Source organism: Bacillus suaedaesalsae (assembly GCF_016890225.1).
In the GTDB taxonomy this organism is placed as follows: Bacteria; Bacillota; Bacilli; order Bacillales; family SA4; genus Bacillus_BS; species Bacillus_BS suaedaesalsae.
This window is the reverse complement of record NZ_JAFELM010000026.1, coordinates 1-14,872: the sequence shown is the minus strand read 5'-3', so window position 1 is coordinate 14,872 and position 14,872 is coordinate 1. Positions and strand designations below refer to the sequence as shown.

17 protein-coding genes, 12 tRNA genes and 1 rRNA gene are annotated in these 14,872 nt (G+C 37.9%); 28 read left to right on the top strand and 2 right to left on the bottom strand.

What is annotated here, in order from left to right; translation table 11 throughout:
* Positions 1-79: 79 nt before the first annotated feature.
* Entirely contained in the window at positions 80-805 is a 726-nt protein-coding gene (locus tag JR050_RS08480; RefSeq protein WP_204203074.1) for a rhomboid family intramembrane serine protease, read from the bottom strand.
* A 105-nt stretch (positions 806-910) separates the two neighbouring features.
* Between JR050_RS08480 and acpS the strand changes: the two genes are divergently transcribed.
* The 14 genes from acpS to JR050_RS08410 all read left to right on the top strand — a co-directional run bounded on the left by acpS (position 911) and on the right by JR050_RS08410 (position 12,455).
* On the top strand, positions 911-1,270 hold the full coding sequence (gene acpS, locus JR050_RS08475; protein ID WP_204203100.1) for a holo-ACP synthase: 360 nt from the start codon (positions 911-913) through the stop codon (positions 1,268-1,270).
* Positions 1,271-1,349: 79 nt separating this feature from the next.
* Positions 1,350-2,360, top strand: coding sequence for a LolA family protein (locus JR050_RS08470; RefSeq protein ID WP_204203073.1), 1,011 nt, complete (start codon positions 1,350-1,352; stop codon positions 2,358-2,360).
* Between the two features lie 414 nt (positions 2,361-2,774).
* A complete protein-coding gene (gene alr / locus JR050_RS08465) occupies positions 2,775-3,941 on the top strand; it encodes an alanine racemase (RefSeq protein WP_204203072.1) in 1,167 nt (388 codons plus the stop codon).
* A 286-nt stretch (positions 3,942-4,227) separates the two neighbouring features.
* On the top strand, positions 4,228-4,518 hold the full coding sequence (locus tag JR050_RS08460; protein WP_239454215.1) for an antitoxin endoai: 291 nt from the start codon (positions 4,228-4,230) through the stop codon (positions 4,516-4,518).
* 4 nt (positions 4,519-4,522) lie between these two features.
* Positions 4,523-4,873: a type II toxin-antitoxin system endoribonuclease NdoA gene (gene ndoA / locus JR050_RS08455; RefSeq protein ID WP_149221176.1), complete on the top strand. Its 351-nt coding sequence runs from the start codon at positions 4,523-4,525 to the stop codon at positions 4,871-4,873.
* A gap of 333 nt (positions 4,874-5,206) precedes the next feature.
* Positions 5,207-6,046, top strand: a complete 840-nt coding sequence (locus JR050_RS08450) for an RsbT co-antagonist protein RsbRA (protein WP_204203071.1) — start codon at positions 5,207-5,209, stop codon at positions 6,044-6,046.
* Positions 6,043-6,399, top strand: coding sequence for an STAS domain-containing protein (locus JR050_RS08445; protein ID WP_204203070.1), 357 nt, complete (start codon positions 6,043-6,045; stop codon positions 6,397-6,399). Before JR050_RS08450 ends, JR050_RS08445 begins: the two co-directional genes overlap by 4 nt.
* 2 nt (positions 6,400-6,401) lie before the next feature.
* Positions 6,402-6,803: an anti-sigma regulatory factor gene (locus JR050_RS08440; protein WP_204203069.1), complete on the top strand. Its 402-nt coding sequence runs from the start codon at positions 6,402-6,404 to the stop codon at positions 6,801-6,803.
* A gap of 98 nt (positions 6,804-6,901) precedes the next feature.
* Positions 6,902-7,939, top strand: a complete 1,038-nt coding sequence (locus tag JR050_RS08435; RefSeq protein ID WP_430392871.1) for a PP2C family protein-serine/threonine phosphatase — start codon at positions 6,902-6,904, stop codon at positions 7,937-7,939.
* A gap of 102 nt (positions 7,940-8,041) precedes the next feature.
* Positions 8,042-8,353: an anti-sigma factor antagonist gene (locus JR050_RS08430; protein ID WP_204203068.1), complete on the top strand. Its 312-nt coding sequence runs from the start codon at positions 8,042-8,044 to the stop codon at positions 8,351-8,353.
* Between the two features lie 8 nt (positions 8,354-8,361).
* Positions 8,362-8,847, top strand: a complete 486-nt coding sequence (gene rsbW, locus JR050_RS08425; protein ID WP_204203067.1) for an anti-sigma B factor RsbW — start codon at positions 8,362-8,364, stop codon at positions 8,845-8,847.
* The gene (gene sigB, locus JR050_RS08420) at positions 8,813-9,604 is read left to right on the top strand and encodes an RNA polymerase sigma factor SigB (RefSeq protein ID WP_204203066.1); all 792 of its coding nucleotides are present in this window, start codon (positions 8,813-8,815) and stop codon (positions 9,602-9,604) included. The genes rsbW and sigB overlap by 35 nt, the downstream gene beginning before the upstream one ends.
* Positions 9,601-10,200, top strand: a complete 600-nt coding sequence (locus tag JR050_RS08415) for a PP2C family serine/threonine-protein phosphatase (protein WP_204203065.1) — start codon at positions 9,601-9,603, stop codon at positions 10,198-10,200. The genes sigB and JR050_RS08415 overlap by 4 nt, the downstream gene beginning before the upstream one ends.
* 74 nt (positions 10,201-10,274) lie before the next feature.
* Positions 10,275-12,455, top strand: a complete 2,181-nt coding sequence (locus JR050_RS08410; RefSeq protein ID WP_204203064.1) for a Tex-like N-terminal domain-containing protein — start codon at positions 10,275-10,277, stop codon at positions 12,453-12,455.
* Positions 12,456-12,477: 22 nt separating this feature from the next.
* On the opposite strand, the gene cmpA is transcribed toward JR050_RS08410, so the two are convergent.
* Positions 12,478-12,591: a cortex morphogenetic protein CmpA gene (gene cmpA, locus JR050_RS08405; protein ID WP_204203063.1), complete on the bottom strand. Its 114-nt coding sequence runs from the start codon at positions 12,589-12,591 to the stop codon at positions 12,478-12,480.
* Between the two features lie 98 nt (positions 12,592-12,689).
* On the opposite strand from cmpA, the gene JR050_RS08400 reads away from it, so the two are divergent.
* The 14 genes from JR050_RS08400 to JR050_RS08335 form a co-directional block, all read left to right on the top strand.
* Complete coding sequence (locus tag JR050_RS08400) at positions 12,690-13,145, top strand: SprT family protein (protein ID WP_204203062.1); 456 nt, start codon at positions 12,690-12,692, stop codon at positions 13,143-13,145.
* Between the two features lie 158 nt (positions 13,146-13,303).
* Positions 13,304-13,378 (top strand) — tRNA-Asn (locus JR050_RS08395).
* A 3-nt stretch (positions 13,379-13,381) separates the two neighbouring features.
* Positions 13,382-13,472 (top strand) — tRNA-Ser (locus JR050_RS08390).
* A 7-nt stretch (positions 13,473-13,479) separates the two neighbouring features.
* Positions 13,480-13,551: transfer RNA gene (locus JR050_RS08385), tRNA-Glu, on the top strand.
* Positions 13,552-13,614: 63 nt separating this feature from the next.
* Positions 13,615-13,690: transfer RNA gene (locus tag JR050_RS08380), tRNA-Val, on the top strand.
* Positions 13,691-13,855: 165 nt separating this feature from the next.
* Positions 13,856-13,932 (top strand) — tRNA-Met (locus JR050_RS08375).
* Positions 13,933-13,935: 3 nt separating this feature from the next.
* Positions 13,936-14,011 (top strand) — tRNA-Asp (locus tag JR050_RS08370).
* Positions 14,012-14,029: 18 nt separating this feature from the next.
* Positions 14,030-14,104, top strand: a tRNA-Gln gene (locus JR050_RS08365).
* An 8-nt stretch (positions 14,105-14,112) separates the two neighbouring features.
* Positions 14,113-14,197, top strand: a tRNA-Leu gene (locus JR050_RS08360).
* A 5-nt stretch (positions 14,198-14,202) separates the two neighbouring features.
* A tRNA-Leu gene (locus JR050_RS08355) sits at positions 14,203-14,288 on the top strand.
* 64 nt (positions 14,289-14,352) lie between these two features.
* Positions 14,353-14,429, top strand: a tRNA-Arg gene (locus tag JR050_RS08350).
* 7 nt (positions 14,430-14,436) lie between these two features.
* Positions 14,437-14,513 (top strand) — tRNA-Pro (locus tag JR050_RS08345).
* Positions 14,514-14,528: 15 nt separating this feature from the next.
* Positions 14,529-14,602: transfer RNA gene (locus JR050_RS08340), tRNA-Gly, on the top strand.
* A gap of 195 nt (positions 14,603-14,797) precedes the next feature.
* A 16S ribosomal RNA gene (locus JR050_RS08335) occupies positions 14,798-14,872 on the top strand; the annotation flags it as partial.

Below are 14,872 nucleotides of genomic sequence, written 5' to 3'. Positions count from 1 at the left end.
AGGATATTATCGTTAACATTTTGCTATTCTTAAGGACTTGATTGACAACATAAAAAAGCAACCCTAATGTGGGTTGCTTTTATCTTGAAAAGATACCGATAATGATTAGTACGATTAAAATGATCCAAAAAATTGAGTTGCGGTCTAAGCGGCGTGGTAGTATATTTCGAAAGTTAAAAGTCGGTCGATTAGGATTGGATGAATAAGTGTAAGTTCCTCTTCGCTTAGGAAGTACAAGCGGAGCAATAAGTACACCACCAATAAAACCGAATATGTGACCGACAATATTTATGTTCCCACCTATAAAAGTCATAACGACTCCAATAACTAAAATCGTAACAATAAGTTGTGCATTTGCAGCATCAATCAGTTCTTTTCTAAATACAACCATGTATAAATAAATACCGAAAAGGCCATAAATGGCACCAGATGCACCAAGGTGTTGAAAGTCTGACGGTTCTAAGTAAAATGTTGCGACGTTTGCAATTAAACCCGCACCAACGTAAGCGATTATAAACTTAACTTTTCCTAGTAGTTTTTCAAGGGCTGGCCCAAATAACACTAATGAAAAGGAATTAAATAGTGCATGGCTGAAGCTTATATGAAGTAAAATGGGTGTGAACAATCTCCACCATTCTCCGTACTCAACGAACATATTATATCCGACCATATTCTCAAATAAATATAATCCACCTGGCAGGGCGAGGTTAATCCAAAGCCATAGAAGAAAATGAATGGAGACTAATAATGTTACAATAGGATAAAACCGTATAAATTGCTGGAAGCTTTCAGTGCGTAAAAACATTGTTAACGACTCCCTTTCTGCTCGAATAAACTTGCTTACATCATATCATATGTGTACAACTTACAACTAAATGATTGATTTATGAAAAATGAAAGAAGTGATAACGTGATTCAAGGCATTGGGATCGATATTATTGAATTATCTCGAGTGCAACAGCTCGCAAGTCGAACAGATAAATTTGTTGATCGAATTCTTACACTTAATGAAAAGGAAAAATATGAATCACTTACCGGAAGAAGAAGAATTGAATTCTTAGCAGGAAGATTTTCCGCAAAAGAAGCCTTTTCCAAAGCGGTGGGAACAGGCATTGGAAAAGAAATTAGTTTTTTAGATATTGAAATTTCTCAAGATGAAAATGGTAAACCATACATAGCACGTCCAATCAAGACGGGCGTACATTTATCCATCTCTCATAGTAAGGAATATGCAGTTTCTCAAGTAATTATTGAAAGCTCGTCAAGCTAGTCTGCATATTGTGATACTTTGTCTCATATATTCTAATGCGTATAAATTTTTTAGAATTAGAGACAAAGGGGTTGTAAACATGAGGAAGAAATTAGGTTTATTGATCGTAGCAATGCTAACGGTCCTTGTATTAGCAGCTTGTGGGGAAAAGAGTCAAGAAGATGTAGTAAGAGCTCTTGATACAAAAATGAAAGAAATGCAAGGCTATAAAGCTGAAGCAAAAATGACGCTTCAAACAGGTAGTGAAGAGCAAGTTTATGAAGTGGGAATTTGGTACAAACAGCCACACTATTATCGTGTAGACTTAAAAAATACGCAAAAAGAACAAAGCCAAATGATCCTACGTAATGACGAAGGTGTATTCGTATTAACACCGGCTCTAAACAAGAGCTTCCGCTTCCAAAGCGACTGGCCGCAAAATTCTAGCCAAGCTTATCTTTATGAGTCACTTGTGAAGGATGTTCTAACTGATAAGGATGCAAAATTTAAAGCAACTGAAAAGCACTATGTATTTGAAACTAAAACAAATTATAAGAACAGTAAGTCCATTCCGGTTCAAGAAATTACATTTAATAAAAGTGACTTGACTCCAGTCATGGTGAAAGTAATGGACCCAGACCGCAATCCATTACTACAAGTTGATTTTACAAAAGTAGAAATGAATGCAAAGTTTGATGACAACGCATTTGATATGGAAAAGAACATGACAGGTGCGCAAATGGGTGAAGTTCCAACTATGGCTGGTCAAGATCAACCATTTGAAGTATTATACCCATTCGAAACTTTAGGAACGAAGAAAATTGGTGAAAAAGAATTAGCAACTGAAAATGGTAAGCGTATTGTTCTAACGTATGGAGGAGAAGATAAATCCTTTACTCTTATTCAAGAACGTGCTCGTGTTGCAGATGTGGCTACAACTTCAATGGTAAGCGGTGAGCCTGTAGACCTTGGATTCACAGTAGGAGCGCTAACAGAAAACTCACTTTCTTGGTCATTTAATGGTGTAGAATATATGGTTGCTTCTAATGACCTAACACAAGAAGAATTACAAGAAGTTGCAAGATCCGTTCAAGGTCAATCAATTAAATAATAGAACTACAGAATAAGGCCCAACATCTATATGTTGGGCTTTATTTCAGTTTAAGAAAGTATTAAATATTGAGTATATCTTATGTATTTGTATTCTTAATTCAGCTCCAGCCCCCAGTCCGCCTGAGGCAAATAAAGTGAAACTTCCATCAGCGAATTTCTGATGGTTTGCCTGAACTAATCGCGGTCTTACTGGCGGTTTATATGAAGTACACCCTTTTCTTCTCTCCGGAACAACATTTGCTGTGCCTGTGGCTAAACGGGGCGCCATAAGCTTTTTGTTCTTCGTGACGAACTAACTATTTTCGTGAAATTAGACTATGTTCATTGACATATTGAAATGTGTGTTAAATAATCATCAATATGATATGTTGAGTTTTTCTATAGTTTATATAAATAAAAGGAAGTGTTCACGTTGACGAAGCCTCAGTTCTACCGAGATACGTGGGTAGAGGTTCAATTGCAGGATATATATGAAAATGTACAATCAATGCGACAGTACCTGGATCCTTCAGTGAAAATTATTGGTGTTGTGAAGGCAAATGCATATGGTCATGGAGATGTGCAAGTGGCTAAAACGGCTCTTAAAGCTGGCGCATCCATACTTGCAGTTGCTTTTTTAGATGAGGCAATTTCCCTTCGAAAATCTGGAATTGAAGCACCAATATTAGTATTAGGAGCTACACACTCTGAGGATGCAAATATTGCAATTAAATATAACATTTCAGTCACTGTTTATGAAAAGAAGTGGCTAGAAGAAGTTGTGGGAAATATTACTGACCCTCTTTCCGTTCATATTAAATATGATACTGGTATGAATCGACTTGGTTTAAAAACGATTGACGAATTACGAACTGTTTTAGACTTTGTAAAAGAGGTTTCTAGCATTAAGGTTGAGGGTCTGTACACCCATTTCTCAAGTGCAGATGAAATAGATACAACCTATACGGAGTTTCAATATGAGAACTTTATTGAAGCGGTGGAGTATTGCAGAAATTCCACAAACATACCAATTGTACATTGTGGAAATAGTGCAACAGGATTAAGGTTCCCGACAAGACTTTTTAATGCAGTTCGATTAGGGATTGCGATGTATGGATTGTCTCCTTCTGAAGAGATGAAAGAAATTTTGCCTTTTCCTTTGAAAGGTGCCTTTTCTCTGCATAGCCGATTAAGTCACGTAAAAAAAATTCATGCTGGTGAAAAGGTTAGTTATGGAGCGACATATACAGCGACAGAAGATGAATGGATTGGCACGGTTCCTATAGGCTATGCAGATGGATGGTCACGAAGCCTAAGTATGAGAGAAGTACTGGTAGATGGTAGGCGAACGCCGATTATCGGTCGAATTTGTATGGATCAGCTCATGATCCGTCTTCCTCAAAAATTCGAAGTCGGAACAAAAGTTACATTAATCGGAAAGCAAGATGATGAATATATATCAGTTGATGAAGTTGCGAGCGCTTTAGGGACAATCAACTATGAAATAACATGTATGATTAGCTACCGAGTTCCGCGTGTTTTTATGGATGGAGAAAACATGATTGAAGTTATGAATCCGTTATTGCATCATTTCGATTGAATTATAATTAGGCTGTTTCGTTAAGAACATTGCTTTCAAATATATTCTGAATTTCTAGTGGTGGAATGCAACGACACTAACCCAGCTACAAACAACCAATTTTGCGAAAACATCCTAGTCAATGAACAGCGTGAAAAATAAAAAATCATACCAAATGATGTATAATTACTACTACTTCAAGTAGATAATATGTTAGGATTTGCATTACTGCTTTGCAAAATCAAGCTATTGGTGATATTATTAAGATTGGATTCAATTATGTGTGTGTAGTTGATGGTGGAGGTGTATGTTTGTGTCCGATTCTAGCGCAACAACTACTGAAATTATTGTGCGTTTACCACAACAATTAATAGTAGAATTAGACGGTATTATCAAACAAGAAAATGGCAGTCATAGTGACATCATTTATCAAGCAACGAAAATGTACTTGAGAGAAAGAAAAAAGCGTCATATTCGTGAATCAATGAGACGTGGTTACATGGAAATGGCAAAAATCAACCTGAATATCGCATCTGAAGCATTTCTTGCAGAAGAAGAAGCAGATCACACCGTTGAACGACTAGTTAGCGGGGGGTAATCCTTTGATTGTTAAACGTGGTGACGTGTATTTTGCTGACCTTTCCCCAGTTGTTGGATCGGAACAAGGGGGCGTACGTCCTGTCCTTGTCTTACAAAACGATATTGGGAATCGGTTTAGTCCCACAGTTATTGTAGCTGCAATAACTGCCCAAATCCAAAAAGCGAAGCTTCCTACACATGTAGAAATCGATGCGAAGCGCTATGGATTTGAGCGTGACTCTGTCATCTTACTAGAACAAATCAGAACAATTGATAAGCAACGATTGACAGACAAAATTACGCATTTAGATGACGAAATGATGGATAAAGTAGACGAAGCATTACAGATCAGTCTTGGACTCATCGATTTTTAATATTTATTTAAAAGCTGCACTAGAAATTTTCTAGGGCAGTTTTTTATTTTGTATCGGTGCCATTTAATTGCCTGAAAATCTTTACTACTTTTGAACTAATTTGTCCTATACCCTTCGTTCTATTTTTGGCGCGGTGTGGGTCGAAAACCCAAGTATCATGCGAATTATATGTAAGAGTGCCCTCCAGGAATGGAGAAGTATATTAATTGAAAGAATGTTTCGCCAGTGAAATAATAGATTGTAGATATAGCTTTCAATATCCATGCATAAATAAACAGAGGACACCTAAACAAGCAAGGTTAGGAGTCAAATTGATTCAAGGGGGAGTATAGTATGAACAAGGTATTAATTACACTCATACGAGAAAACCAAGAGGAGATTGTAGGGAGATGGCTTGAGGAGATCAAATCAATCGGCCATGAAAAAGGTTTGAGAATTGTTTCTGACCAATTATTTATTAATACGAGTAGAGAATTTATTGATCTCATTATTGTAAACATTGATCAAACGAACGAAGCCCGTTCAAAGAGCTTAAATGATTTCTCAGAAAGAATTATTAAACTTGGGTGGCAGCTTAGTTATATTACTGAAGGGCTACAAAAATTCCGTGCTATTATACATAACTGGATGAAAGAAAGAGAAATGGATTCAAAAGAACAGATGGATATCATGCTTGAAGTCAATACGTGGATTGATCCTATCGTAAATCATATGGTAAACAACTATGCTGGGTCTTGGGAACATACTGTATCTATGCAAAAAATAGCGCTGCAAGAACTGTCTGCACCTTTAATCCCGATATTCGATAACATCACAATCATGCCGTTAATTGGAACAATTGATACAGATCGCGCAAAACGAATAATGGAAAACTTACTTCAAGGTGTGGTACAACACCGTGCTGAAGTAGTGCTTATTGATATTACAGGTGTACCGGTAGTGGATACGATGGTTGCACATCACATTATTCAAGCGGCGGAAGCAGTAAGGTTAGTAGGGACAAAATGTCTAATTGTTGGGATTCGTCCAGAAATTGCTCAGACAATTGTCAACCTAGGAATTGACTTAAGTCATATCATCACAAAGAACTCACTACGAAATGGCATTGAAGCAGCTTTGGATATGACGAATCGGAAGCTAGTAGAAACTAAGGTGGAGGAGATTCGATTATGAGAATTCCGATACTAAAACTAAAGCAATATTTACTCGTTACGATTCAATGGGAGCTTGATGACCAAACAGCAATGCAATTTCAAGAGGACATTTTAAAGAGAATACATGAAACAGAAGCAAAAGGAATTGTAATCGACTTAACTTCTGTTGACATTATAGATTCTTATATTGCAAAAGTAATTGGCGATGTTGTGAGTATGTCTAACTTGATGGGGGCAAAAGTTGTATTAACCGGAATACAGCCAGCTGTAGCAATTACCCTAATTGATTTAGGTATTCACTTAGATGATGTTCCAACAGCTCTGGATTTAGAAAAAGGACTTGAGAAACTTCAGCAAGAATTGGGGGAATGAGGATGGAAGTCCAATCCTACGTTAAAATCATAACAGAGTGGGACATTGTTGCAGCGCGCCAAATGGGTCGGGAAATTGCGAAGCAACTAGGTTTCGGAAACGTTGATCAGGCGAGAATTGCGACAGCAATATCCGAATTAGCACGAAATATCTATTTGTATGCTGTCAAAGGAAGTATAAACTTAGAAATCGTTAAATCTGGAGAAATGCAAGGTCTAGTAGTAAAAGCGGTAGATGAGGGACCAGGGATAAGTGATATCCGAAAAGTAATGGAGGATGGTTATTCATCTTCAGGTGGACTTGGAGCGGGATTGCCGGGGGTTAAGCGTTTAATGGATGATTTCTCGATTGAATCAGAAGTTGGAAGAGGAACAGAAATTATTGCTGTAAAATGGCTTCGATAAAAATAACGAAATGTTATAAATCCTAGTTTTACTTGAATATAGTAGTGAGGGGAAATTTCCTTTGAGGGAGCAGCAAAATTGAAAAACGCACTTATTTGATGGCTGAAAGGGGGGTGAGGGATTTGTATAAACAACAAAAGATGCTAGATATGTATGAGAACTTGCTTTCAAAATATATCCGAGATTCCAATGAGCAATTGCTTTATAGTGGTCAAAAACTGAGTCGTCAATCAATAGAAAACGATGTAACACCAGAAGAGATAATCTCCATTCATAAATCAGTCATTCAAGAAACCTACCCGGATATTCCGAAAAAGGTCCTGGATTCCTTTGATTTACTACTTGAAGTTATGATCGGTTACGGCCTTGTTTATCGAGAACATTTAGCATTGAAAAATCAACAACAGGAAATCAATAGCGAAATTGAAATCGCAGCAAATGTACAAAGAACATTACTTGGTACGCAAATACCACAAGTTTCAAGTCTAGATATTGGAGCAGTAAGCATCCCTGCCAAGAAAATGAACGGCGATTATTATCACTTTGTTGAAGATGAAACTGGAAGTATTAGTGTTGCAGTTGCAGATGTAATCGGTAAAGGCATTCCTGCTGCGCTTTGTATGTCAATGATTAAATATGCCATGGATAGTTTACCGGAATCACGTAACCATCCTAGCTTTGTGCTTGAAAATTTAAATCGTGTTGTTGAACAAAATGTTGATATCACGATGTTTATTACAATGATTTATGGAATATACGATACAAATACACATGAATTTACATATTCTTCAGCGGGACACGAGCCGGGGTTTTATTATTCGGCAAAGGAAGATTCTTTCCATGATATTGATCCATCAGGACTAGTGCTTGGGATTGATAAATCCATTAAATATAAAGAGTACAAAAAACAGATTGAGCTAAATGACATGATCATACTTTTATCCGATGGAGTGACAGAGACAAAGTCAGAGGGGCGCTTTATCGATCGTAAAGAAATCATTCAACTTATTCGTAATCATATGCACTTATCCGCGCAAAATCTAGTCGATTTTGTATATAAGGAATTAGAGCGTATGCAGGATTTTGAACTTCGAGATGATTTCACTTTAATAATTTTAAGAAGAAAAGGTTTATAAGGGATAAAGAGAGGGTAATTCAACATTATTCGAATGAAAAACCTTTCAGTAGTATAGAAACAAACTTTAAAACGAAGCCGCCTAAGAAAAGGAGTGGAGATTTTGAACCTACAAGTTGAAGTGAAACGAAATGAACAAGAATGTTTTGTAAAAATAATAGGGGAAATTGATGCATATACAGCTCCCGGTCTTAAAAGCGAGCTTGTTCCTATAGCAGAGAAAAAAGGTGTTCAACTTACTTTGGACTTATCAAGTGTGTCATATATAGATAGTACCGGATTAGGTGTTCTTGTTGGTACACTTAAACTAACAAGGAAAAATGATGGAAGCATGCGTTTAATTGGCTTGAACGAGAGAGTCTCAAGATTATTTAAGATTACAGGATTAAACGAGATTATGGATATCCGGGGGTGAGAAGGAAAATGAAACATCACTACGATTATATCGAATTGAAAGTGCCTGCAAAACCGGAGTTTGTGGGTGTTGTCAGACTAACGCTTTCTGGAATAGCGAGTAGAATGGGGTACTCCTATGAAGAGATTGAAGATTTAAAGATTGCTACGTCGGAAGCTTGTACGAATGCGGTTCATCATGCTTATGATGAAAAGGTAACCGGAGATATTATTGTTGGTTTTGGTGTCTACGAAACGAAATTAGAAATTATTGTATCTGATAATGGAAAAAGCTTTGATGTTAATGAAATGAAGGAAGGTATGGGTCCTTACAATCAATCAACCTCTGTTGAAGATTTAACAGAAGGAGGTTTAGGTCTGTATCTCATTGAAACGTTAATGGATGATGTAAAGTTTAAGAGTGATAACGGAATCAGTGTGCTAATGACCAAGCAGCTTCAAAGAGAGCGGGTGGGAAGCGATGAAGGAACAATCGCAACCAACCAACTTGAGTAATGATATAAATGAGTTAATTTCTCAATTTCAACAGACCAATAATGAGGCGATTCAATTACACTTGGTTCAAAAGTACAGACCATTAGTGGAATCAATGGCGCGCAAATATTCAAAAGGACGTAATATGCATGAAGATCTTGTTCAAGTAGGAATGATTGGATTATTAGGTGCGATTAAACGATTTGATCCTAGCTTCGGTAAAGGATTTGAGGCATTTGCGATTCCGACGATTATCGGAGAAATTAAGAGGTTTTTACGTGATAAAACGTGGAGTGTTCATGTTCCGAGGAGAATCAAAGAACTTGGGCCGAAAATTAAAGTGGCGGTAGAAATACTAACAACTGAACTTCAACGTTCACCTAAGGTTGAAGAAATTGCTAAATACTTAGATATCACCGAAGAAGAAGTGCTTGAAACGATGGAAATAGGAAAAAATTATCAAGCATTATCTGTTGATCATCCACTAGAAGCAGATAGTGATGGTGGTACTGTTACTATATTAGATATAGTTGGCAGTCAAGAATCAGGTTACGAGCAGATTGATCGAAAAATCGATTTTGAAAAATCATTAAAAGTACTAAACGAGCGTGAAAAACTAGTTATTCAATATACGTTTCTAGAAAACTTAAGTCAGAAGGAAGCGGGAGAAAAACTAGGGATTTCACAAATGCATGTATCAAGGCTACAACGCAAGGCAATTCAAAAGCTAAGGAATGCCGCAGATACAGATTCAAAAGAGTCGGAGTGTATGTCATGAATGAAGAAGTGGTAACAGAAAACCTCGAGTTGTATATAACCCAACGTTCTAAAGTCGGCCAGTCTTCTTGTGGGGACAGTTATATTACATTATTAGATGATGATTATGCAGTCATCGCTTTAGCAGACGGATTAGGGAGTGGGGAACTAGCTAAAGAATCATCAATAGAAGTTGTTAATACCATTAGACAGTTTCATAATGAGGATGTTCGCTCCTTATTTATCCGATGCAATCAAGCACTAAAAACAAAAAGAGGGGTAGCGCTAGCCATCGCAAAAGTCTATTACACACGTAATGAAATTGTATACTCTTGTATTGGGAATATACGATTCACCATCATTTCTCCAACAGGAAAATCTACATTTCCCCTTCCTAAAGTCGGTTATCTTTCTGGGAAACCGGTAACGCCTAATATACATCGTTTTTCTTATGATCCTTGCTCAGTATTCGTTATGAATAGTGATGGGGTAAAAGCTACTTCTACAAGAGAACTAACCGTACTACAAAATTCACTTCCAGACATGCTTACTTATTTAGAACGTAATATAACAACAAAAGACGATGCGACATTACTGGTTGGAAAAATTAAACAGTGAATAAATGAGTTTAAGTATAAGTTTGTGATAAAATAGGTTCATCCGTTTTAAAATTGCATTTAGGAGTGAATCCAGTGGAAGCTACAGCAGAAAAGCGAACAACTATTATAAAAACAATCTCAGCACAACTGAACATTAAGCAGAAACAAGTACAAAATGTTATAGAACTCTTAGAGCAAGATAACACGGTGCCATTTATTGCGCGTTACCGTAAAGAAATGACTGGTGCTCTTGATGAAGTTGAAATCCGAAACATTATGGACGGATGGCAATACCTGCATAATCTTGAAAAACGTAAAGAAGAAGTCATTCGATTAATAGACGAGCAAGGAAAACTAACAGATGAACTGAAAATCTCAATTGAAAAAGCTGAAAAATTACAGACAATTGAAGATTTATATAGACCTTATAAACAAAAACGCCGTACAAAAGCGACGGTTGCAAAGGAAAAAGGATTAGAGCCCTTAGCATTGTGGATCCTCGAGCTTTCCAATGGAAACGTAGTAGAAGAAGCGAACAAGTATGTAAAAGATGATGTTGCAAGTCCTGAAGAAGCTTTGCAAGGGGCGCAAGATATTATTGCTGAAATGATTTCGGACGAGCCTACTTATCGTCAGTGGATTAGGCAACAAACATTCCAAAAAGGAAAAATCGTCACAAAAGTTAAAGATGAAGAAAAAGACGAAAAACATATTTATGAAATGTACTATACATATGAAGAACCAATTCAAAAGGCGGCTCCCCACCGTGTATTAGCTATGAATCGTGGAGAGAAAGAAGAAATTCTAAAAGTAGCCATTGAAGCACCGAGTGACGTATTTACAAAGTATATGATTGATAAAGTCATTGGTAGAAAGCATTCTTCCTCAAATGAATATGTAATAGCAGCAATAGAGGATGGTTATAAACGATTAATTCAACCATCGATAGAAAGAGAAATTCGCAATGAACTAACGGAAAAAGCTGAAGACCGTGCCATTCATATTTTCTCCGAAAACTTACGTAATTTATTATTACAACCACCTTTAAAAGGCAAAACAGTATTAGGTGTAGACCCTGCTTATCGGACAGGCTGTAAGCTTGCGGTAGTTGATGAAACAGGGAAAGTGTTACATATTGATGTGATATATCCTCACCCACCAGTAGCGAAGGTGAAAGAAGCGACAGAGAAATTTTTGAAGATATTGGATCAATTTAAAATTGAAATGATTGCAGTCGGGAATGGAACAGCTTCGCGTGAAACTGAACAATTTGTGTCAGGGCTTATTAAAGATAGCAAAAAGGACATATATTACTTAATCGTGAACGAAGCGGGAGCAAGTGTTTATTCAGCTTCCGATATAGCTAGAGAAGAGTTCCCTAATTTCCAAGTTGAAGAAAGAAGTGCAGTTTCGATTGCAAGAAGATTACAAGATCCACTAGCTGAGCTTGTGAAAATTGACCCTAAGTCTGTGGGTGTTGGTCAATATCAACATGATGTAACGCAAAAGAAGTTAAATGACTCGCTAACATTTGTTGTTGAAACAGCAGTAAACCAAGTTGGTGTGAACGTTAATACAGCCTCCTCATCATTATTGCAATATGTATCAGGATTAAGTAAAGCTGTTGCAAATAATATTGTTAAAAAACGAGAAGAAGATGGAAAGTTTACTGATCGTAAAGAGTTAAAGAAAATTCCAAGACTTGGGGCAAAAACATATGAACAATGTATTGGCTTCCTTCGTATTCCTGATGGGAACAATCCATTGGATCGTACATCAATTCACCCAGAAAACTATAAGGTTGTAGAGCAACTTTTAAAAAAAGTAAATTCAACTACTGCTGATTTAGGAACTTTGGAATTAAAAGAAAAGTTAGAAGCTCTTAATATAGAAGAAATGGCACAATATTTAGAAGTTGGATCCTTAACGCTTAAGGATATTTTAGAGTCTTTAGCCAGACCTGGAAGAGATCCGCGTGATGAATTGCCTCAACCAATTCTTAAAAAGGATGTACTTAAGTTAGAGGACTTAGCGCAAGGAATGGAATTACAAGGAACAGTTCGAAACGTCGTTGATTTCGGTGCGTTTGTTGATATCGGCGTTAAACAAGATGGTTTAGTTCATATCTCAAAATTAAGTAAAACATTTGTAAAACATCCATTAGACATCGTTTCAGTTGGGGATGTTGTAACGGTATGGGTAGATGACATTGATATGAAAAAAGGAAGAGTGGCACTTACGATGCTTGCTCCAGAATTGCAAACACAATCATAAAACTATAAAGAAGCACATCCTTTCAAGGGTTGTGCTTTTTTCTATAAAAAAACCAACATTGGTTCAACAATTTAATTTGATAGCGATTCTTTTCATAAAAAGCACGTGTCATTTGATTTTTTAACCAAACAGGCATTGTTCATACCTCCTTAATCGTTATAATAAGGATGATACATATTTATGAAAAATCAACATGATGTGTGCATCGACTATGTGTAATGTGGAGTGAACAGGATGACCAATGAACAATTACAACTTCTAGTTGAAGCAATCTCTACTAACCTATTTAATCGACCGTTCGTTCATAAAGCTATATTTAATAAAAGCTTACGGACAACCGGCGGCAGATACTTGCTTCATACCCATAACATTGAAGTAAATCCAAAATACTTTGAAGAATTCGGAGCAGATGAGCTAGAAGGCATAATAAAACATGAGTTATGTCATTACCATTTGCATCTGCAAGGAAAAGGATACAAGCACCGAGATCAAGATTTTAAGCAACTACTAATGAAAGTTGGAGCTCCGAGATTTTGTTCGACATTATCTTCTGCTCAAAAAAGAAGAAGTACTGTAAGTTATGCTTATCAATGTACTAGTTGTGAACTTGTATACCGTAGAAAAAAACGGGTTAATACTATTAAATATGTTTGTGGGAAATGTAAAGGAAAGTTGAAACAAATAGAATGAAAATGGCTTGACTGAAAAAAGTAGATATGATAAATTATAGAAACCGTCGCTTGAGTGGTGACGGCGAAATGAAACTTTTACCTTAATATAACAAGTTGACTTTCGTAATATTCCGTTATATTATAGATAAGTCGTTACACTGAAGAAATCATTACCGTTCCACCATAGCTCAGCGGTAGAGCATTCGGCTGTTAACCGAAGGGTCGTAGGTTCGAATCCTACTGGTGGAGCCATCTGGAGAAGTACTCAAGTGGCTGAAGAGGCGCCCCTGCTAAGGGTGTAGGTCGGGTAACCGGCGCGAGGGTTCAAATCCCTCCTTCTCCGCCAGATATATGGCCCATTGGTCAAGCGGTTAAGACACCGCCCTTTCACGGCGGTAACACGGGTTCGAATCCCGTATGGGTCACTGACTATAATGGAGAGAGAAACTATTAGAGTTCCTTTCTCCATTATTACCTAAACCATAATTGGAGGATTAGCTCAGCTGGGAGAGCACCTGCCTTACAAGCAGGGGGTCGGCGGTTCGATCCCGTCATCCTCCACCATAGTTATTTCGTAAAGCGGAAATAACTTTCAATCTAATATCATCGCCTGGAGCACGCTGAATGATTTTCATTGAATCATCATCAGCATACTGATTGATAAATCGGGATGGTCTTACGTGGCAGATGAGAAATACATTTCAAAAGAATAGGTTGTTTTTTTATTATCGCGGGGTGGAGCAGTCTGGTAGCTCGTCGGGCTCATAACCCGAAGGTCGTAGGTTCAAATCCTGCCCCCGCAACCAAATGGTCCCGTGGTGTAGCGGTTAACATGCCTGCCTGTCACGCAGGAGATCGCGGGTTCGATTCCCGTCGGGACCGCCATTAATATAATAAAGTTATTGGGCTATAGCCAAGCGGTAAGGCATCGCACTTTGACTGCGACATGCGTTGGTTCGAATCCAGCTAGCCCAGCCATTGCTTTTGCGGATGTGGCGGAATTGGCAGACGCACCAGACTTAGGATCTGGCGCCGTAAGGCGTGGGGGTTCGACTCCCTTCATCCGCACCATTTATGCGGTCGTGGCGGAACGGCAGACGCGCTAGGTTGAGGGCCTAGTGGGGGCAACCCCGTGGAGGTTCAAGTCCTCTCGGCCGCACCAAAACTTGGAACTTGCATTTGTGGTGAATACATTCTATTATAAATAAATGTCGTGAAGATATATTGCGCCCGTAGCTCAATTGGATAGAGCGTTTGACTACGGATCAAAAGGTTAGGGGTTCGACTCCTCTCGGGCGCGCCATGATTTACGGGAAGTGGCTCAGCTTGGTAGAGCACCTGGTTTGGGACCAGGGGGTCGCAGGTTCAAATCCTGTCTTCCCGACCATCGTCAGTTTAATATGCGGGTGTAGTTTAATGGTAAAACCTCAGCCTTCCAAGCTGATGTCGTGAGTTCGATTCTCATCACCCGCTCCACTAACATGAATTATTTTGAAATTCACACTTGATAATGAAAAATATTTATGTTATAGTAATTAAGTCGCCTGTGAGCGATGGAGAGTTCTTTGAAAACTAAACAAAACGTCAAGCGTGTTGGTTTCTAACCAACGCAAAATTTTTAAAACTATCTATTATATAGATAGCCAGCAAACAAATGAGCAATCAAACACTTTATTGGAGAGTTTGATCCTGGCTCAGGACGAACGCTGGCGGCGTGCCTAATACATGCAAGTCGAGCGGATTGAT

What these genes read in the sequence shown, in the direction of transcription:
- rsbW (WP_204203067.1), top strand. Translation starts at nt 8,362, where the DNA reads ATGAAACATCACTACGATTATATCGAATTGAAAGTGCCTGCAAAACCG.
- JR050_RS08450 (WP_204203071.1), top strand. Translation starts at nt 5,207, where the DNA reads ATGAACAAGGTATTAATTACACTCATACGAGAAAACCAAGAGGAGATT.
- JR050_RS08470 (WP_204203073.1), top strand. Translation starts at nt 1,350, where the DNA reads ATGAGGAAGAAATTAGGTTTATTGATCGTAGCAATGCTAACGGTCCTT.
- cmpA (WP_204203063.1), bottom strand. Translation starts at nt 12,591, where the DNA reads ATGCCTGTTTGGTTAAAAAATCAAATGACACGTGCTTTTTATGAAAAG.
- JR050_RS08400 (WP_204203062.1), top strand. Translation starts at nt 12,690, where the DNA reads ATGACCAATGAACAATTACAACTTCTAGTTGAAGCAATCTCTACTAAC.
- JR050_RS08480 (WP_204203074.1), bottom strand. Translation starts at nt 805, where the DNA reads ATGTTTTTACGCACTGAAAGCTTCCAGCAATTTATACGGTTTTATCCT.
- JR050_RS08445 (WP_204203070.1), top strand. Translation starts at nt 6,043, where the DNA reads ATGAGAATTCCGATACTAAAACTAAAGCAATATTTACTCGTTACGATT.
- JR050_RS08440 (WP_204203069.1), top strand. Translation starts at nt 6,402, where the DNA reads ATGGAAGTCCAATCCTACGTTAAAATCATAACAGAGTGGGACATTGTT.
- JR050_RS08435 (WP_430392871.1), top strand. Translation starts at nt 6,902, where the DNA reads ATGGCTGAAAGGGGGGTGAGGGATTTGTATAAACAACAAAAGATGCTA.
- JR050_RS08460 (WP_239454215.1), top strand. Translation starts at nt 4,228, where the DNA reads ATGTTTGTGTCCGATTCTAGCGCAACAACTACTGAAATTATTGTGCGT.
- sigB (WP_204203066.1), top strand. Translation starts at nt 8,813, where the DNA reads ATGAAGGAACAATCGCAACCAACCAACTTGAGTAATGATATAAATGAG.
- JR050_RS08415 (WP_204203065.1), top strand. Translation starts at nt 9,601, where the DNA reads ATGAATGAAGAAGTGGTAACAGAAAACCTCGAGTTGTATATAACCCAA.